The following is a 19,651-nucleotide window of genomic DNA, read 5'->3' as shown; positions in this document are numbered from 1 at the left end:
CTTACGGCTCCTTTCTTATTGGTAGAATCAAACTAAAACAGGCTCCGCCCAACTCACTGTGACTGACTTCCACGTCCCCACCATGACGAAGCATAATGTGTTTTACGATGGCAAGACCAAGTCCGTAACCTCCAGATGCCCTATCCCTCGCTTTATCTACACGATAAAACGGCTCAAACAGCATACTCCAATGTTCTGGGTCGATACCGATGCCATCATCATGAACTTCTATCGCAATATGATCAGAATCAGGAACTGCTTTTACAACAATGGCATCTTTTGCATAGCGTTTGGCATTACCAACCAGGTTCACCAATGCCCTGCATAGAAGAAAACCATCAATCTGTGTAGGTAACTCGGTCTGATAGGTTTGCAGAAGAAACTTTTGCCCAATGTGATGTTCCCATTTAGCATGATTCTCCTTGAGCCATTCTACTAGGTTTACAGTCTCTAGATTAATCGCAGCATCAGGTCGTTCTACTCGAGCATAATAGAGCAACTCATCAACCAATTTTTCCATGTCTTCAGTATCTTCAATGATACTGGTTAGCTGCTTTTTCGCTTCTGGGTCTTTTATTTGCTCTATCAGGATTTCGCTTTGCCATTGAATCCTAAATATTGGTGTTCGCAACTCATGAGCAACGGCATTAGTTAATGCTTTATTGCTGATCATAAGGTCAGCAATCTTGGTCGCCATTCTATTAAAGGTGCGATTAAGCTTACCTAACCTTACCCAATGACGTTCCGATGCTCTCGCAGTAAAATTACCGCTGGCAAATTCCATCGCAGTTTTCTCTAAAACCCGAAGACGACGGCTCAAGAACCAAATGAGTACAAAACTAAACGCGACAAAGCTCGCTAAGAAAAACAGCCAAACCACTTGGTTTCCAAACTCAATGGCTTTAATCAGCTCAGAGTCTGGGTCATCAGAGAGCTCAAAGTAATTGGGGTTGTTATCAAACTTCAACCATAAATGACTGTCATCATTTAACAAGAAATGCGTATCTTGGTTTTCTTTGAAGTATTCACTAATAGCCTCTGGAAGTTTGTCTTGCGGATATTGTTCTAGCAAACGGTGTGTTTTTTTTGCGAACAGCTCCATAAGTTCAATAGCTTGCTCATCACTTTCATTAGTCGACACATGATTCATGATGTCACGAAACGCTTCCACACGAAGGTTGGCATCAACTAAATCAGGGTCTGTCTTACCATAAATTAGGTATTCATAACCATAGATACTGGCTGCGAACAGCAGGATCAACCCTACTAGAGACTCTACGAATATACGCCACACAATAAGTTACCTTAGTGTTTCCAGCCATCGGCAACAAACAGATAGCCTTTTCCGCGTACAGTGATAATCCCTTTAGGATTTGTCGCATCATCGGAGAGCTTTTTACGCAGTGTCACTATACGGTTGTCGATAGTGCGATCGATACCATCATAGTCTATGCCGCGTAATTGGCGAGTAAGATAGTCTCTTGAGAGAACCTCTCCTGCAGATTTTCCAAGTAACCACAACAGGTCAAATTCACTATCAGTAAGTGCAACATCAACATCGTCATACTTACAACTTCTGCTCTTCTGACAAATCATTAAGCTTCCAAAAGACATAGAATTTCCGTCTATTTGTACATGGTCATCAGTAGGACGTCTTAATAGGTTGCGGACACGGGCTAATAATACACGAGGCTTGATCGGTTTCGATACAAAGTCATCAGCCCCAGTTTCTAACGCAGCAACATGGTCAAAATCATCATCGCTGGCCGTAAGCATTAATATTTTTCCCTGATAACTATCGCGAACCTCTCTGCATATCGACAAGCCATCTTGGCCTGGAAGCATAAGGTCTAAAATTGTGATATCAGGATTGAACTCGGTAATTAGATCAGCTGCTTCATTGCCCTCGAAAACTGTCTTTACCTCAAAACCTTGAGCTTTAAAGTAATCGCCTAACATCACGTTGAGTTTCGTGTCATCTTCTACAATTAACAATTTTTGATTTACCATGATTGAGTCCAACTCTTCTCTATATTGATCGCAACAATACATAAATTTACATAATACTACAATCAGACCTGTTTACAGGTGCGTCAGATTATTCCTAGCACGCGCGTTGGTGCATATAACTATATTTATACAAATTAACTCTATAATACAATAACTTATACCATCAGCTTAATCCGCATTAATTGAACGCCGTGCAAAATACAGCCCTAGTCTCTTTTTTAGATCCTACTGTATGGATTTGTCAGAATCCAGGAGACAGAACATTACACTTTATAAAAAAGCCCCTCTAGATAGAGGGGCTTTAGATTAGAATTTAGCTTTTTTTTAGATTATTCGTCGTCTTCTAGAGGTACTAGCTTAGTACTTCCACCACGTATTTTTTCACGTCGATGTTGAATCATGGCGTAAAAGCCCGGAATTAAGAACGTACCGGCTAGTAACACACATAACAAACCACCAACTAATGAAATACCTAACGAATTTTGACTTACGTGACCGGCGCCAGATGCAAAAATCAAAGGGAATATACCTAAGATAAACGACCAAGACGTCATATTTACCGCTCGGAATCTCAGCATCCCTCCTCTAACAGCTGCATCATCGATAGCCACATCTTTATCTTCACGTTCTAGTTTGGCGAATTCTACAATCAATATCGCATTCTTCGCCGCCAACGCTATGAGCAGGACGAGACCTATTTGCGCATAGAGGTTAAGAGGTGTACCAGTCAGATTCAGAGCAATAAACGACCCCAATGTCGCAACCGGAACAACGAGTATGATGGCTAAAGGAATCGTCCAACTCTCATATTGAGCTACCATGAACAGATAAATAAATATTAGCGCTAGCGCAAACGCGTAAATCGCTTGATTACCCGCTAGTACTTCTTGGTAGGCCATTCCTGTCCATTCATACTGGTAACCCATTGGGAGTACCTCAGCAGCTACCCTTTCCATCGCAGCAATCGCATCACCACTCGAATAACCAGGAGCAGGTTGTCCTTGGATAACAGCACTTCGGTACATGTTGTATCGCCAGGCCACGTCCGGTTCAAACACTTGTTCGTAAGAAACCAATGTGCTTAATGGAATCATCTCACCATTAGAAGAGCGTACGTGGAACAATTGTAAATCATCCATTCCACTTCGATATTGCGCATCCGCCTGTACCGTAACACGAAAGTTCTTACCAAACATCGTAAAATCATTCACATACAAAGAACCTAAGTTACCCTGTAGCGTTTGAAATATCGAAGAAAGAGGAATCCCAAGCTGCTGCGCTTTCTCACGATCAATATCCACATAGTAATGTGGAACGTTCGCGCGGAACGTACTAAACGTATACGCTATTTCCGGTTGCTGGTTAGCAGTCTGAATGACATCTTGCATGACTAAAGCAAGGTCAGTTCGGCTTCTTCCCAAGGTATCTTCTAGAACAAACTCGAAACCCGAAGCAGCCCCCATACCCGGAACCGCTGGTGGTCCCATCGCAAACACAACAGCACCTGGAATCTGCTGTGCCGCCATTCCATTTACTCTAGCAGCGATCGCGTTTGCAGAATGATCGCCTTCAAACCCGTTCCGCTCACTCCAATCTTTCAACTTGATAAATAATGAAGCACCATTGGAGGCCGCGGCACCAGTCATAAACGCGTATCCATTAGCAACCGTTATTCCATCGATACCTGGTTCTTGTTCTACTAGATTCACCAACTTTTCAGTGGTTTCAGTGGTACGAGATAACGAAGCTGAATCAGGAAGTTGAACGTTTACGAGCAGAATGCCCTTATCTTCTTGAGGTACAAACGCTGTTGACGTGTTTTTAGCAAGGAAGGTTACTGTACCGACTGCTATAACAAAGAATGTCATCAACAGCAGCGCTTTTTTCACCAAGAACCCCGCAACTTGACCATAACGCATCGTGATACGCTCTAACAGTCCATTAAACGTTTGGAACCAACGTGCTGTGTTTCCACCGCCCTGTTTCAACACTAACGAACATAGCGCTGGTGATAACGTTAACGCGTTAATCGATGAAATGATTACCGAGATACAGATGGTCAACGCGAACTGGCGATACATGATTCCGGTGATACCCGGAAGCAACGTCACTGGAATAAATACCGCTAACAGAACCAGCGTTGAGGTAATAATCGGCCCCGTCACCTCTTTCATCGCCATCAAGGTCGCTTTTCTCGGCGAGATATGAGGGTTACGCTTCATAATGGTATCTACGTTCTCGATAACCAGAATTGCATCATCTACCACGATACCAATCGCAAGAATAATCCCGAATAAGGTTACGGTATTTATCGTGAAACCCGTCATATTCATCACGGCAAATGTACCGATCAGAGATACAGGGATTGCTACAACTGGAATTAACGTCGCACGTGCACTACCCAAGAACAGATAAGTAACCGCGATTACCAGCAAAATAGCTTCAACCAGCGTTTTAACCACGCCTTTGATCGACTCTGCAACGAAAACCGTGGTGTCATAGCTAGTTTCATACGCCATTCCCTCTGGGAAATTGACACTTAGGCGATCAAGTAAATCCATTACTGCCTTACCACTTTCTAATGCATTCGCATCAGATTGTAGGTTTAGCGCAACAATTGACGCGTCTTCACCGCGGAACTGACCGCTACCATCATAGAACTTCTTACCCAACTCAACGCGAGCAACATCTTTTAAGTAGACGGTAGAGCCATCAGAGTTTGCACGAAGAACCACATTTTCGAACTCACTGACTGACTCAAGTCGACCTTTCGTCACAAGGTTAAACTGAACTTCTTGTGGATTAGCGTAAGGTGCAGCACCAACACGTCCGGCGGCAACTTGAACGTTCTGTTCAGCAAGCGCCGCATAGACATCACTGGTGGTCATTTTTAGGTTAGCTAATTTATCTGGGTCTAGCCAAACGCGCATTGCGTATTCGCCACCGCCAATAACGTTAACTTCACTGATGCCTTTAACACGAGCTAGCTGATCTTTGACGTTCAGATTAATGTAGTTAATCAGGAACTGGTCATCGTAACGACCATCTGGAGAATAGAAGTTTAGAACCATCAACAGATCAGGCGAACGCTTTTTAACCGTTACGCCAACCATTCGTACTTCTTGCGGAAGTTTTGACTCTATCTGCGATACTCTGTTTTGAACGTTAACCTGAGCCATGTCTGGGTCAGTACCGATGTCAAAGGTAACATTTAGGTTATATGAGCCATCGTTAGCACTCTTGGAGGACATGTAAATCATGTTCTCAACACCATTGACCGACGTTTCGATTGGGTCGGCAACAGCTTCTTCAACGACTTCCGCACTTGCACCCGTATAATAAGCAGTAACACTTACCGATGGCGGACTGATTTTAGGATACTCAGCAACAGGCAGAACCATTAAGGAAATGGCACCTGCGAGTGTAAGTATTATCGAAATGACCAAAGCGAACTTTGGCCTTTGAATAAAGAAACGACTTAACATGTATTAGGCACCCTGTTCTTGTGACTTAGGCTCTTGAATACGTACAGGGATTCCATTTCTTACACGTTGTAGACCTTGGGTGATAACAACATCGGTAGTTTTAAGACCTGAGCGGATCACAACACCCGTTTCCACCTGAGGTCCCAATGCAACATTGCGGCGCTCTGCCACATTTCCTTCAGAAACGATCATAACAAAATCACCTTCTAGGTCAGTTTGTACTGCGCGTCGTGGCACCGTAACCACATCGCTCGCTTCTTTTTCCATAAGCTCTACGCGAACATGTTGACCTGGTAGCAGTCTTTGACTTGGGTTTTCTACCACCGCACGCATCGCTAATGTGCCAGTATTAAGATTAATTCGGTTGCCTAAGAAGTCGATTTTCCCTTGTTGCTCATAGACGCGACCATCTTCTAGGATAACGTTGACTGCTACGCCATTAGATTCATCAGAACCATCACCTTCAATTTGGTCCATACCTAACGCAAGTCGTTCTCGCTCTGAAATGCTGAATGAGGCATAAATAGGATCCATACTCACGAGAGTAGTAAGCACACCTGAAGACGGTGATAACAAGTCACCCGTACTCACTTTACTATCAGAAATTCGACCCGTGAACGGTGCTCGGATTGTAGTATGCGATAGGTTTACTTCAGCAACTTTCTCTTGTGCAATTCCAGCTTCTAGTTGCGCGCGAGCGCTCATTAGTGAAGCAGTTAATGCATCAAATTCGGCCTGAGAAATATTGTTTGATTTAACTAGGTTTTTACCACGCTCGAAGTCCAGTTCAGCTTTCTTTAACGAGGAGCGAGCTTCTGAAACCATAGCTTTTGCGCTCGCTACTTGAGCTTCAAACGTTGAAGGCTCGATGGTATAGAGCAACTGTCCTTTTTCTACAATTTGCCCTTCTTGGAAATGACGTTCCACTAAGTAGCCTGAGACTTGAGCTGTAATAGCCGTGTCTTCTACCGCATCCATGCGTCCGATGTAAATTTTACTTTGTTGATGAGGAATCACCTCTACCGCTTGGGTTTGTACTAGAGGCGCTGGCGCGTTTTGTTGGGTATTAGTTGTTTCACCGCACCCTGCTAGAAGAACAGCAGAGACTAGGCTAGCAACGAGTAGTTTTTTAGGCATTGAAACACCATTTTATCTTCTAATTGGAACAAGCTTTGGCAGACTAGCAAATTACAAGTCAGCTGAATGTCCGAGAAGTATTAATAGTTATCTTGAAAGTGTTTCAAAATATAACAAACTGTTTTTACGTAGTTTTTTCTATCTCTTTTGGAAATGCCTGGTGGTAGATATTCATAAAATCAGCGCGAATTTCTTGCTCTAAATGCGTCGCTAATTCTGTAGGACAAAATATCATTACGTGTACAATTTGTTCCCCCGTCGCACCACTAGAAATGTGGACGTGTGGCTCTGAACCAGGGAGATCAACACCGGCATGTTTCTCAATAACACTGTTATAACGCCGCGCTACATCGATAAAGCTCTCACTATGGTGTTCAATTTTATTTGTCAGTTCAGGTAATAGCGGGAATAAGTTGTCAAACCCAGGAACAATAATAGAAAAGCTATGGTAGACATACCTTTTCATGAAGTTTAGGTTTTTCACCGCATAGGTAAAGAACATGCTGTTTGGCAAAGTGATCGTTTTACCAGTGAAGTGGTATTGGCCGTGATACAAGTCTATCTCTTGAATAACTGTCGCCATTAAGTTGTGCTCTATCACCTCGCCACTCGTTTTGCCGACCTCAATCCAGTCTCCTATTCTAAATGAACGAGAGCTCGCTCTTTGGATAGAACCAGTGAAGCAGAGGATAATTTCCTTGGAGGCAACGACGATAGCGACGGCGATAGCTGTAACCGACAGTGCAAACTCACTGATTTCGGACTTCCAAACCAAAAACAACGTGATGACGATAATGGCAAAAGAGCCATTTTTGGTTCTCGACATCCATTTACGCTGATCTTCAGATAAGAAAGCGACATCCCCCCGAATACTGGAAAGGGTCACTCTACGAATGATTAAGTTAATAAAGACGACCAGAAAGCTTAATAACAGTTTATTTTCGAATAAGAACGCTATTACTTTTTGAAAATCTTCCATGGCCGCCTACTGCATAACTTTGTTTTCCTTAACGATAACGAATTGCAGTGTCTTTCGCAATTTGCACAATCACGTTTACTGCTAATTCCATTCCTTGAACGGTGATAAATTCATGAATACCATGGAAATTATAACCACCAGTGAAGATGTTGGGGCATGGTAGACCCATAAACGATAATCGTGCTCCATCTGTACCACCACGAATCGGTTTGATATTTGGCTTAACAGCGCAAGCTATCATCGCTTTTTTAGCAATGTCGATAATATGCGGATGCGGCTCAACCATTTCCTTCATATTAGAATAGTTATCAGTGACCGTTAAAGTAACTAGTTTCTGTTTACTGCCTTGGTTAAATGTCGCAACCTTATCTTTCAAATAAGCTTTTCGTCTCTCTAGGCCTTCTTGCTCAAAGTCTCGCAAAATATAATGTAGCGTAGACTTCGGTACCGACATTTCAGCAGTTGTTAAATGGTAGAATCCTTCATAACCTTCTGTCATTTCAGGCGTCTCTTCAGACGGCATTTCTGCTTGGAATCGTGACGCGAACGTCATTGAGTTCACCATCTTACCTTTGGCTGTCCCAGGGTGAACATTGTTACCATGAAACGTCACCGTTGCGGCTGCTGCATTAAAGTTCTCATACTCAAGCTCTCCTACTGGACCACCATCTATCGTATAAGCCCACTGCGCCCCAAACTTCTCAACATTAAACAGGTCCGCGCCACGCCCGATCTCTTCATCTGGAGTGAAGGCAATTTTGATGTCGCCGTGAGGAATATCTGCATTTACGATCAGATACTCTACTGCCGAAATGATCTCCGCAATGCCTGCTTTATTATCTGCACCTAATAGCGTTGTGCCATCGGTGGTTATGATGTCATATCCATGCAACTCATGAAGATCTGGATACTGTATCGGAGACAAGACTTCCTCGCCCTTACCCAAGGCAATATCACCGCCCTGATAATTTTCTACTAGCTGAGGTTTTACGTTAGATCCTGAAGCATCAGGAGCGGTGTCCATGTGAGCGACAAAACCGATGGCTGGAACCTTGTAGTCAACATTGGATCGAAGTGTTGCCATAACGTATCCGTTGTCATCTAAAACCACATCGTGCAGACCTAATGACAGAAGTTGGTCTCTGAGAAACGCAGCGAATGTCATTTGACCTTTTGAACTGGGACAACAACCTTGTGACGGGTCTGATTGCGTGTCAAACGTGACATAATTGAGAAACCGGTCGATAAGACTTGTCATTTTTTCACCTTACGTTCTTATGAATACTGGTACTCATCATACGTAAACTCATTGTCAGTAAATTGCGATGAATCAGTTTTATATAGATTGGGAGAGAAAAACGCTATTTAATATACGCCTATCACCCTACGCCCTAAATTTGGTGGTTTAGGCTGATGACGATTGGAGTTATAAGATAAATAATGAGTTTATAAATTACGTTTACCAATCTAAATGTGGACTTATCATATGACGACCAATAAACACTACGTGTTTTCTCCAAAGGATCTTAGCGAAGCTACTGAAGTAGTAGCAGAAAACACATCTCGGGAATCAGAAAGAGTTGAGTTAGTAAAAACGTTACAGAAAAAAGGTGGTTTTGAAGAACACCAATAGGTACACGAGTATTAAAACGAGCAAAAAAAAAGAGCATCTAGATAACTAGATGCTCTTTTTTAAATTCTTTGTGCTTATCGATTTATGCCGATATCACGCTGCATATGACCAGATAATTCGTTTGCGTAGTAAGTGTTCTCTACTTCGCCTTTACCGAACATAATGTCTAGTAAATGTGCAATCAATCCTTTGAAGTTAACCGCGTAGGTTTTCTTTTCCATAGAGGGTACAGCGATAGTTTCGATGTTCATTGCTTGTGCCATGATTGCCTCTCTTAAAAACTGGGTAACTCGTTGTTGTTGGTGACAATATTAGGCAAAAAAACGCTGTTTAAAAAATGACAAAATTTAGAACTTCGCATTAGTTATTCTAATAAAACAAACCATTAACAATGGTTCGTTAATGTTATCCCCAATTGATGACTACATAGTCACAATAGACATCAATAAGTGCATAATTAGCGAATTAAACACTTAGTTACAATACGGTTGTTGTATTATTGTTAAACAAAAAACCTCTTATTACTAAGAGGCTTTTTGCTATTTGTCGTTAGCTATTCTTATCTACCATATGGGGTTCGCGCTTTTCTCGATAGAGCGATGCAACCGTTGCTAATGTCATAGTCACTAGAATCACACTTAACGACACCCAAGTTGGAATTTCCCAAGCTGAACCCACTAGTGCCATTTTCACACCGATGAAAATCATAATGAATGACAACGCTGGTTTTAAGTAAACAAAACGATTCATCATCCCTTCTAGTACAAAATATAAAGAACGTAACCCAAGCAACGCAAATACATTTGCAGCTAGTACTAAAAACGGTTCTCTGGTTACTGCAAAAATCGCTGGAATTGAGTCTAAAGCAAACATAATATCCATAAACGCAATCACACCTATTACCACCAACATTGGCGTAAATACACGTTTACCGTTTTCGATAATAGATAACTTGTTACCATGAAAATCGTCTGTAACTGGGACTAACTTTCTAATTACACGTTCAGGTAGTGGGTTAACTTCATCTTCACTTGAGTCTTTAGCAAGCTTAATACCTGTCCAGATTAAGAACGCAGCGAACAAGTACATCACCCAATGGAACTCAGCAAGTAACTGAGCTCCGACACTGATCATGATTGCTCTTAGAACCAATGCACCTATAACACCCCAAAGAAGAGCTCTAGGGCGCAAATGTTCAGGCACTGCGTACTGGTGGAAGATAATTGCAAACACGAACAAGTTATCGACGCTCAGCGATTTCTCTAATAAGTACCCCGTTAGGAAAGACACCGTCGCCTTTTCCGCCGTGTAATCACTTGCCGGAGCGTAAAAATCCCAAAATAAGTAGATCGTCGCAGAAAAAGCAAACGCTAGTAGAAACCAAAACACACTCCATATCGCTGCTTTGCGAATAGAGATTTGACCACCGCGAGTTTGACATATGTCCAACGCAACCAGAGCTAGCGTTAGTACAAAAAAAGAAACGTAAATAGATGGGCTCATAAGTCCTCCAGGCAGAAGGACGAAGAGTATGGGTGTCGACCTTCCACAAACAAATACTTCACTCAGTAATAAAATACTGAGCATTTGATTGCGTTGGTCTCGTCAAAGCGCGGGCTGCGCTCTTATTTGCCGGATAAGCCTTAGACTTAACGAGATGACGACAAATAAACGGGTGACTACTCCCCAAAACGAGCGGATTGTATGCCTCAATTTTGAGGTTGTCTATCTTTTTTGTGAGCTAAAAACGAAAAAACCAGCACTTTCTTTTTTATGCTGGTTTCACGTCTTGGTTTGTAAAGCTTGATTACGCTTTTGCTTTATCCGTTGTTTTCTGGTTTGTTTCTTTCCAGTATTGAATACGACAACGATGAAGCTGTGCACGTCTCATTTTTTTCATGGTTAACTCCTTCTATACTTTACGCAATTCAAGTTACTTTTTGAATGTAACATTGAAATGACAGTCGTGAGACTATTGTGTGACAGTGTTAGAAAGCTGGGGAAAATCCCAAGTGAGCATGATTTGCTCTTTGTCACTCGTCATTAAAAGCGTTTCTGTTGCTAACGTATTCTGAATCTCATTTTTACGGATCCAGGTAAATAGTTTGGACTCAGAAATGGGATATAAGTTCAAAAATTCTATGAGTTTCTTATCGGCGATATGAGGTAAGTCTTGATTGATTAAATCTTCAACAATCAATTCCTTACCCGCTATTTTAACGCTTTTTATTTGATAGCCGTCAGAACGTAGTAAGGTCTGAAGCCTTGTGTAGTTTGTAACTGTCATTGGTATGAAAAAAGTGACTCGCGTGACTGACTGATTCACTACATCGATCTCAACCTCTATAGGAATGCCACGATAGTTTGTATCAAAACCACAAAAACGCTGATGTTCTATTTCACCACAATCATATACATCAGACAGCGACCTAACCTGATTTAAGTCACTTAATGGCATCTCTCCCATCACATAGCGAGATGGCCATGTAGTCATAGCAAATGAGATAGAGGGAATCAGTAGTGATAGCAACAATATTCTTAATTTCATCTTTCTATGATAGCTATTATTTCTTTCTACGAACTCATCCCCCTCTAACTCATCCCTAAGAATCCGTTATGTGAGCTTACTCTGACTTTGAGGCGTAGAGCATGAGAATGATGTAAGACCGTTTAAGGCAACTTATAGTAACCTCGGATTATTAGAACAACGGAATGAGCATGAAACATAAGACCCTACTTGCTTATATGCTGTTGGCTTCGCCATCGCTATTTGCATCACGCTACTTAACCATCTCTACCTCTACAACGAGCAGAGACTATCCACTAGACTCTACGACTCCATTAGTCGTCACTCTTAATAAAGATAAGTACCAACTCGAAATCAGCGCTATAGATAGGCTCTGCAATAATGAGTTGCCCAATAAGGTCAAGTTCAACACTCCAGTCCCTCTACTATGCGACAAAACATCTACTTTGCCTTTGAATATTAGGTTCACCGGAGACTACGCCTTTATCTACGATGAAAAACTTCACACATTGACCTTTAAACGACAACCTAAAAAAGTGGCTAAAACTGAGTTTAAACGTCCAATACCAAATGTTAAGTGCGAACAGCTCCCTAACCAGATCCAGACTATTGACCTAGGAAGCTCTTACCCCGATGGGACACAGCTGAAAGATGTGTTTTCAGGTTCCGTGGTCACTGTTCATAATGGTCACGTCTCACTACAACCAAACGCATCGAGTGGCGGACTAACATTGTTAGAGCCCGTTAAATCAGTCCAATCGAACACCAAGTTCGACTATAGAAACGCTAACATCTATTTCGTCATGGTCGATCGCTTTAATGATTCCAACCCAGGGGCAATACAACCTTATGGACGTCAAAAAGATGGTAAAGATGAGATCGGAACATTTCATGGTGGCGACTTAAAAGGCGTCACAGAAAAGCTAGATTATATTAAAGCGCTTGGTACCAACGTTATCTGGCTTTCTCCCATCGTAGAGCAGGTACATGGTTTTGTTGGGGGTGGTGATAGCGGCTCGTTTCCATTTTATGCCTATCATGGTTACTGGGCTCGCGACTTCACCAAAATTGACCAGAGCTTTGGTAATGATGATGATTTGAGACAGCTTGTTTCTGAAGCCCATAAACGGGGAATAAAGGTTTTGTTGGACGCAGTCATTAATCACCCGGGCTATTCAACGCTTGCCGATCTCCAATTTGATCGCATTGATGTTGCCAAAAATACCCATGTCCTTCCAAAGACCTGGGCACAGTGGGCACCTAAAAAAGGTGAAAATTGGCATAGTTATCACATCAATATAAATTACAACTCACACAATTGGGCTGATTGGTGGGGGCCTGATTGGGTAAGAACTGGTCTACCTGGCTATGATAAGCCAGGCTCTAGTGATACAACCTTGTCCCTTGCAGGTCTGCCAGATTTCAAAACAGAATCAAATAAAACCGTTCAACCACCAGAATTTCTATTAAATAACCCAGGCACACGAGTAGTCGCTAGAGACAATTATACCGTGGCCGACTACTTAATCGAATGGCAAACCGATTGGGTTAAACGTTTCGGTATAGATGGATATCGCGTTGATACCGTCAAGCACGTTGAAGGCGAAGTCTGGAAAAGACTCAAATCTGAAGCGACCTCTAGCCTTGAGTTGTGGCGTTCAGAAAATAACGTTGAAGGACAGCCTTTCTGGATGATGGGAGAAGTATGGGGGCATAGTGCCTACAGAAGCCCCTATTTTGATGATGGGTTTGATGCATTAATTAACTTTGATATGCAAAAGAAGCTCGACATAGGCGCTGCATGCTTCAGCCAAATGGCAGACACCTATCAGCATTACGCCAACTCCATTCAAAGCTCGCCTGATTTCAATCCAGTAAGCTACATGTCTTCTCATGATACTGAGCTGTTTTTCAGCCGCTTTAAAGACTATGACATGCAACGAAATGCTGCCAACGCCTTGCTGCTAAGCCCAGGTGCGATTCAAGTCTACTATGGCGATGAAGTGGGAAGAAACATCGGTCCTTATGCAGATGATTTCCATCAAGGTACACGCTCGGACATGATTTGGGAACTTTCAAATGACAAGCAAAAGCTGTTAAAGCACTGGGAAACAGTTGGACAATTTAGAGATCGACACCCAGCCATAGGCGCAGGAAAACATACGGTATTAGCGAATGACAACGCTTACGTATTTTCAAGAGAATTAGGCGACGACAAAGTCGTCATCGCCTATTTTGGAAAGTAACAGCTAGAGACATTCAATCAAGAGTTCTTAGGCTAAAACGCCTAAGAACTCATTTATATCCGCCTTCAATCATGGGTTCATCTAGCCTTAGTCTAATTCGATTTACATCCCATACACCAACAGCATCAACAGCAGAGGTCCCAGAAAGCGTATTGCCTTGCTCATCGGTTATCACCCAATTAATGGGTTGGCCCGATTCAACATTAGTGACCGTTCCTAGATATATACTCGACCCGACTTCTTGAGCGTTCAAGTAGTCGTCGCCGAATCCGTCAGCTTCCACAGTAATACTTGCCAAGGTATCTTTGATGGTGCCGTCATTGGCAGAAATACTATTTCCAACGTTATCATAAACAACGGCTGTGACCACTAACGGACCTTCGACTAACTCGGTTAGCACCACGCCTGAAACAGAATATTGTCCATCCTGAGTAGTTGCCTGAACTTGGATTGTGTTGGCATCTTGATCGGTAATGGTAATCTGAACAACGCGACCATCTCGCACATCAGTAGCTGTACCGACGATAGTGACATCAGGCACTTCAAATTGGTTTTCATAACCATCACCGCCATCTAGAATCTCAACCGTTAACTGTGCTTGGTCAGATAGAATGTCGAGCATTGTCGTTTCCGGCCTAGATTCTTGTGTATCGAATAGTCCAGGTCTAGTATCAAACCCCGCTCGGGCAATGGTTTCATCCAGTGTTGCTTTCAATGCAATGACAAAACCACCGCTGTCACTAGAGCTGGATGAAATCGTATCTACGGTCCCTTGTGAATTAACGATGTTATTAGAAAGGTTATCTAAGGTTTGAGAAAGCTCACGTTCTATCGCAGTAATCTGATTGTCAGATAACTGCACATCTTCTCCTAATTCCTGAACCTGTTGTCTAACAAGCTGAACTCCATCTAATAATTCCTCATCATCAGCTACTCTTTGCCACGAACCGTCAGCGGAAATTTTCCATATCACATCGCCAAGCTGCATGTAAAGAACCGGAACCATAGTAAAAACCTTATACGACACTAAGTTATTCATTAAGAATAGTATTTCTTACAATCTCTGCAGAAAATGTTGTAAAAAAGCGGCGTTATTCTCAGTTTAAATACTTATCAACAACCTTATCGTTACATGCACAACAAGAAGTTTTGGGCTAAAGATCCCATTTTCTACTGATAAACCTTACGAACCTCATCTATTTACTAGGCTATATATGATGGAGCAATTCATATAACCACATGTTTTTAATGGATAAATGAAAAGGAATTTCAATGGCAAAGATAATCTTATATATGCCTACACCAACAACGGATCTGCTGTCTTACATTGAGTACGGCGATCAACTTAACGACAAAGGCAATTTATCGACTTATGCAGGGCATCGAAAAAACCATCAATGGATTGAATATCTGTTAAATACCAAAAATAAAGAAGCAATCCAAATTTGGTATGAACCAAAAACCGTGATAAACGAATTAAAAACCATTTCTAACGATGACCAAATCTATATTCGAGGACACGGCGAACCTGGAAGCGAGTTTATCAAAACCTCAAAAGGTGGTAAGGAACTAGGACACCGATTCGTTGTTGATAGATTGAGAGAAAACGGTTTACCCAAATCCTTTAGAGGAAAGATAAAGTGCTATAACTGCAATAGTGGCTCATGGCTCAACGGCAAACGAAGCTTCGCCCAAGCTCTGGCGGATTACATGTATGGATGGGGATATGACAAATGTACCTATTACGGATACAGAGGAAAACTAGATTCGTATTATAAACAGGGCACACAAGGCGTACACAAATACATTCGCGAAGGAGCTTGGGATGTGAATCAAGGCATTTGTAGGGCTAGAGATGGTAGGGTACAAATAAAACCTCAGGCTCTCCACCCAACTCAATGGGAGTCCCTATCAGGTTAACGAATACAACCAAGCGACGCACGTAAGCGTCGCTTTTTACTACATTCGCTTTAATGGCTTGACGACACTGTCCAGTCCTTCAATTTTCAGCGCCAAGCACAGCTTAAGCAACTCCCCCAACTCACCATTAGGCCAACCTTTTTTGTCAAACCACAATAAGTACTCTTCAGGCAAATCAATCAACACCCTACCCGCGTACTTACCGAACGGCATTTGAACCCTAGCGAGCTTTACTAAATTTTCTTTATCTAACATCTTATTCTTGGGACTAGTCAGGTTCTTTTAAGGTGGCTAATCTTAAAGATGTTCAACCAAATAGCAATAAAAACGATCAAGGAGAAAACAATGAGGACTCTCATTCTCTTATTAGCCTTGTTGATTCCAGCATCTGTCAGTGCCAATTGGTTCAAAGAACACAAGGTAGATAAATTTGATGGTGTAGAGACACATCGCACATGGGGGTTTGGAAATATCATTGGTGAGGAATTTACGTCCTATGGAATTCGCTGTGATAGTCGTTCAAAGTTGTTGCTTACCCTTGGTTTCGCTACTGAACTAGAAAACTTCAATGCACCTATTGACGTCGTGTTTAAAGTAGATGGAAACGACCCAATACACTTAGAAGGGAAACTCTTTTCTAACTCGCAAAAGTCAGGTTTTGTTAGGGCGGATAAGTCTAATATATCAATGATTAACCAATTGATTTTGCAAAGCCGTAAAGGGAGAGTTATTGATATAAGAGTCTCCAATGTTGAGCAAAGTCAGTTTGTAGAATACTCTGTTCCGTTATACGGCTTTTCAAAATTCAGTAAAGCAACGCGATCCGCTTGCGGTGTTGGCAGTGTAAGAATGGAAATGACCCCAGAAGATAAAGCAGAACTGGTAAAACTAAACCAACAGTTGAAAGAAACTAGGCAGAGAATCGCAGACCTTGAGGCCAAATACTCCACTGGGTTTTAAACTCAGTGTTTCTGCTCACTCTCATCCTTTGGATAAAACACCGCCAACCAAATCGTTAATGAGGACTCTGAGGTAGACTTCACTCGATGCTTTTCATGTGCTGGGATTTTAATGTGATCACCAACACCTAACGTGACAACCGTACCGTCAAGGTACTCAATAACACCCTCTCCTTTCAAAACAGTCACCCATTCATTTTCGGCTTGATCATACCAATCACCAATTGGTGTAAAATGTCCATCTGAAACGATACGTTCAATTCTCACTCTCTCAGAAGTAATGATGTCTTCAAATACTTCATTGGTTAAATCTTTTGGAATTTCACCAAAAATATTTCCTCTCTTTAATCCCATTTTTCTGTTTCACTCTAGTTAGGTAAGCAACTAAAATACTTACAAAATTTTTGCGTCTAAGTTAAAGCTCTATCGCTAATAAGGTACTATAATCTAAACAAATAGAAACATAGAGTTTACGAATCATTTTCCATTTTGGTCTTTGATTTATGTCATTTGAAACAACAAAGATAATAGGACATTCATGAACTTTGAGTTTGGACTCGTAGGTTTTGCGGCGCTAATTTGCGTAGGCATTCTGTTACATCACCCTTCTCGTACTCTTGGCTTACCTTCTCTTTTAATCTTTATGGCGGTAGGTCTCGTCATAGGCAACGGCGAGTTTGGGTTCGTCTATGACAATTTTACACTGACCTCTGCAATCGGAGCGATTGCGCTAAACATTATTGTCTTTGTAGGAGGGTTGAGCACTTCCACCCAAAGTATTAAAGTGGCTTACAAAGAAGGCGGCGTTCTTTCGTCTCTTGGAGTGGTGTTTTCCACTGTCGCCTTTGCGGGTATCATCTATATCATATTTGCTCTTCCGCCGGTTCAATGTTTGTTATTCGGTGCAATAGTATCATCCACCGACGCAGCTGCCGTTTTCTCTATCCTTGAGTCTAAAAAACTAAAACTCAAAGAAGACACTGACACGATCTTAGAATTTGAGTCTGCAACCAACGATCCCGTGGCTTTGATCTTAGTCGTACTACTTACTAGCCTTGCCCTAACCCCAGATACTGTCCCTTCGTTAGCGAGTATTGGTCTTGAATTATTCCTTCAGATATTCGTCGCGCTAGCTATTGCTATTTTTGTCGGCAAACTTTGTACTCATCTATTAAACAATATCAAGCTTGAAGAATATGGACTAATCCCGGTTTTCATTCTTGCTTCTGCAGTGTTAGCGATGTACGGAGGTGATTTACTTGGCGGCAATATCCTACTCGCTTCCTATGTCGTTGGTGTGGTAATTGGCAACGGTGTAAAACGAGGTATGGAAGTCAGTCGCCACTTTTTTAATAGTCTTTCGTGGTTAGCTCAAGCAATACTCTTTGTTGCTTTAGGGTTACAGATCTTCCCTCAAGAACTATTCAAAGTGTTCTGGCAATCCTTGTTGCCTGCTTTCTTGTTAATTCTTGTCGCAAGACCGATAGCAGTACAGCTATGTTACCTACCGTTTAGAAAAGCCAGTTGGCAAAAGCGTTTATTTATATCTTCTATCGGACTGAAAGGAGCAACCCCTATCGTATTTGCCCTAATTCCTGCAGCCGCAGGAGTTGAAAACGCGGTTACTATGGTTCATATGGTGTTCTTTATTGTTGTCATTTCTGTATTCGTGCAAGGAGGTGCTATAGAAGTACTCGCCACAAGGCTTGGACTTAAAAAAGTGGATTCAGAATAACAGCAGAATCTAATTCACCGCTCACCATAGCAACACAAAAGGCAGAGTAAGCCGATAACTTGCTCTGCCTCAGGTAGCTGACCATCACTCATCATTACTTTTTACTTTTTACTTTTTACTTTTTACTTTTTACTTTTTACTTTTAGTTAAGTCTTGATAATCGTATTTATTTTCAATGCGTTACCCTACCGCGTGATCTTTGATTGAATGAGCCGTACTGTCCTTCATATTGTTTATTATCACAACAGGGATGTGGTTAGCTAAAGACTCTCTGATATCCGGTTCACTCTTAATAATTTCCATTCGGTGGGCGCCATCAGTCACTGTATAGCCATTTTCGCCTGAACACTGTCCTACAACAATTGGCATTGTAAGCCCTTCTTTACGGATAGATTTTTTAAGCGCGCAGTCCTCCGAAAGAGTGATGCTCTCGGCGCCAAAATCGTTGTTGAACACTAGGTTAGCTTCTACCAACCTAACATTTAATACAGGATGCCGAATCCCAACAAGTTTTTGCGATAAACCTGAGAGGAGATTAAAAATCACAATTCGTTCTTTTGTTGTTAATTCGTCGCAACAAGTCGATAAGGCATTAATAAAATTCGACGCACACTTAAGTGTTTTTGCATTCATATCTCACATTCCAAAAATAGATGTTAGAACTACTACTAAGATAATGTTTATCAATCGATACTTTGCAGGCTTATTTCTTTCCTTAAGATTTGATAAAACATCCTACGATTTAGTGTAAATAAAAAAGGCCTATCTCCATCATTTAATGGGGAGTGTCATGGTGCCTCTATATGGAGTAGGCCAAAACCGAAGCGCTTTTCTCGCCTGTGACAGCTATGTAATTTAGTAATAATTTCATCGCTTAATTATTATTCGAGCCCCAAGTTCTTTCTTTCACACTAACGTTGGGTTCTTTTTGTTCCATTGGCAGATTACAATTACAACCAGTTAAAAAAAATAAATATCAGCACTACTACTATCAAGTTAACTATCCCTATACTCAAAACC

18 protein-coding genes are annotated in these 19,651 nt (G+C 41.7%); 5 read left to right on the top strand and 13 right to left on the bottom strand.

What is annotated here, in order from left to right; translation table 11 throughout:
• Position 1: 1 nt before the first annotated feature.
• The 6 genes from AWH66_RS20930 to pepT all read right to left on the bottom strand — a co-directional run bounded on the left by AWH66_RS20930 (position 2) and on the right by pepT (position 8,869).
• Positions 2 to 1,294 carry an ATP-binding protein gene (locus AWH66_RS20930; RefSeq protein ID WP_063603632.1) on the bottom strand — a complete coding sequence of 431 codons (1,293 nt, stop codon included), beginning with the start codon at positions 1,292 to 1,294 and terminating at the stop codon, positions 2 to 4.
• An 11-nt stretch (positions 1,295 to 1,305) separates the two neighbouring features.
• Positions 1,306 to 2,013: a response regulator gene (locus tag AWH66_RS20925; RefSeq protein WP_394628591.1), complete on the bottom strand. Its 708-nt coding sequence runs from the start codon at positions 2,011 to 2,013 to the stop codon at positions 1,306 to 1,308.
• A 326-nt stretch (positions 2,014 to 2,339) separates the two neighbouring features.
• Positions 2,340 to 5,495 (bottom strand): efflux RND transporter permease subunit, encoded by a 3,156-nt coding sequence (locus AWH66_RS20920; protein ID WP_063603634.1) that lies wholly within the window; start codon positions 5,493 to 5,495, stop codon positions 2,340 to 2,342.
• A 3-nt stretch (positions 5,496 to 5,498) separates the two neighbouring features.
• Positions 5,499 to 6,632, bottom strand: coding sequence for an efflux RND transporter periplasmic adaptor subunit (locus AWH66_RS20915; protein WP_063603635.1), 1,134 nt, complete (start codon positions 6,630 to 6,632; stop codon positions 5,499 to 5,501).
• Positions 6,633 to 6,756: 124 nt separating this feature from the next.
• Positions 6,757 to 7,611, bottom strand: a complete 855-nt coding sequence (locus AWH66_RS20910; protein ID WP_063603636.1) for a mechanosensitive ion channel family protein — start codon at positions 7,609 to 7,611, stop codon at positions 6,757 to 6,759.
• A gap of 28 nt (positions 7,612 to 7,639) precedes the next feature.
• A complete protein-coding gene (gene pepT, locus AWH66_RS20905) occupies positions 7,640 to 8,869 on the bottom strand; it encodes a peptidase T (protein ID WP_063603637.1) in 1,230 nt (409 codons plus the stop codon).
• 228 nt (positions 8,870 to 9,097) lie between these two features.
• Here pepT and AWH66_RS26015 point away from each other — a divergent pair, with 228 nt between their 5' ends.
• On the top strand, positions 9,098 to 9,244 hold the full coding sequence (locus AWH66_RS26015; protein WP_167360980.1) for a hypothetical protein: 147 nt from the start codon (positions 9,098 to 9,100) through the stop codon (positions 9,242 to 9,244).
• Between the two features lie 74 nt (positions 9,245 to 9,318).
• Here the strand turns inward: AWH66_RS26015 and AWH66_RS20900 are convergent, their stop codons facing one another.
• The 3 genes from AWH66_RS20900 to AWH66_RS20890 all read right to left on the bottom strand — a co-directional run bounded on the left by AWH66_RS20900 (position 9,319) and on the right by AWH66_RS20890 (position 11,792).
• Positions 9,319 to 9,507, bottom strand: coding sequence for a hypothetical protein (locus tag AWH66_RS20900; protein WP_006073603.1), 189 nt, complete (start codon positions 9,505 to 9,507; stop codon positions 9,319 to 9,321).
• A 286-nt stretch (positions 9,508 to 9,793) separates the two neighbouring features.
• Positions 9,794 to 10,747 carry a TerC/Alx family metal homeostasis membrane protein gene (locus tag AWH66_RS20895; protein ID WP_063603638.1) on the bottom strand — a complete coding sequence of 318 codons (954 nt, stop codon included), beginning with the start codon at positions 10,745 to 10,747 and terminating at the stop codon, positions 9,794 to 9,796.
• 469 nt (positions 10,748 to 11,216) lie between these two features.
• The gene (locus AWH66_RS20890; RefSeq protein WP_071487868.1) at positions 11,217 to 11,792 is read right to left on the bottom strand and encodes a hypothetical protein; all 576 of its coding nucleotides are present in this window, start codon (positions 11,790 to 11,792) and stop codon (positions 11,217 to 11,219) included.
• A 170-nt stretch (positions 11,793 to 11,962) separates the two neighbouring features.
• Between AWH66_RS20890 and AWH66_RS20885 the strand changes: the two genes are divergently transcribed.
• Complete coding sequence (locus tag AWH66_RS20885) at positions 11,963 to 14,017, top strand: alpha-amylase (RefSeq protein WP_063603640.1); 2,055 nt, start codon at positions 11,963 to 11,965, stop codon at positions 14,015 to 14,017.
• Positions 14,018 to 14,066: 49 nt separating this feature from the next.
• Here the strand turns inward: AWH66_RS20885 and AWH66_RS20880 are convergent, their stop codons facing one another.
• Positions 14,067 to 15,023: a hypothetical protein gene (locus AWH66_RS20880; protein WP_063603641.1), complete on the bottom strand. Its 957-nt coding sequence runs from the start codon at positions 15,021 to 15,023 to the stop codon at positions 14,067 to 14,069.
• A gap of 266 nt (positions 15,024 to 15,289) precedes the next feature.
• On the opposite strand from AWH66_RS20880, the gene AWH66_RS20875 reads away from it, so the two are divergent.
• On the top strand, positions 15,290 to 15,937 hold the full coding sequence (locus AWH66_RS20875) for a hypothetical protein (RefSeq protein WP_063603642.1): 648 nt from the start codon (positions 15,290 to 15,292) through the stop codon (positions 15,935 to 15,937).
• A gap of 39 nt (positions 15,938 to 15,976) precedes the next feature.
• On the opposite strand, the gene AWH66_RS20870 is transcribed toward AWH66_RS20875, so the two are convergent.
• Positions 15,977 to 16,192, bottom strand: a complete 216-nt coding sequence (locus AWH66_RS20870) for a DUF3820 family protein (RefSeq protein ID WP_063603643.1) — start codon at positions 16,190 to 16,192, stop codon at positions 15,977 to 15,979.
• Between the two features lie 90 nt (positions 16,193 to 16,282).
• On the opposite strand from AWH66_RS20870, the gene AWH66_RS20865 reads away from it, so the two are divergent.
• A complete protein-coding gene (locus AWH66_RS20865) occupies positions 16,283 to 16,897 on the top strand; it encodes a hypothetical protein (RefSeq protein ID WP_063603644.1) in 615 nt (204 codons plus the stop codon).
• A gap of 2 nt (positions 16,898 to 16,899) precedes the next feature.
• Here AWH66_RS20865 and AWH66_RS20860 read toward each other — a convergent pair whose 3' ends face one another.
• Positions 16,900 to 17,250 (bottom strand): cupin domain-containing protein, encoded by a 351-nt coding sequence (locus AWH66_RS20860; RefSeq protein WP_063603645.1) that lies wholly within the window; start codon positions 17,248 to 17,250, stop codon positions 16,900 to 16,902.
• 184 nt (positions 17,251 to 17,434) lie between these two features.
• Here AWH66_RS20860 and AWH66_RS20855 point away from each other — a divergent pair, with 184 nt between their 5' ends.
• On the top strand, positions 17,435 to 18,631 hold the full coding sequence (locus AWH66_RS20855) for a potassium/proton antiporter (protein ID WP_063603646.1): 1,197 nt from the start codon (positions 17,435 to 17,437) through the stop codon (positions 18,629 to 18,631).
• Between the two features lie 180 nt (positions 18,632 to 18,811).
• Here the strand turns inward: AWH66_RS20855 and AWH66_RS20850 are convergent, their stop codons facing one another.
• Complete coding sequence (locus tag AWH66_RS20850; protein WP_063603647.1) at positions 18,812 to 19,264, bottom strand: ParB N-terminal domain-containing protein; 453 nt, start codon at positions 19,262 to 19,264, stop codon at positions 18,812 to 18,814.
• Positions 19,265 to 19,651: the final 387 nt, after the last annotated feature.

The sequence above is a fragment of the Vibrio barjaei genome (assembly GCF_001639065.2).
Taxonomy (GTDB): domain Bacteria; phylum Pseudomonadota; class Gammaproteobacteria; order Enterobacterales; family Vibrionaceae; genus Vibrio; species Vibrio barjaei.
Note: the sequence above shows the minus strand (reverse complement) of the source record. Positions and strands in the feature narration are given on the sequence as shown.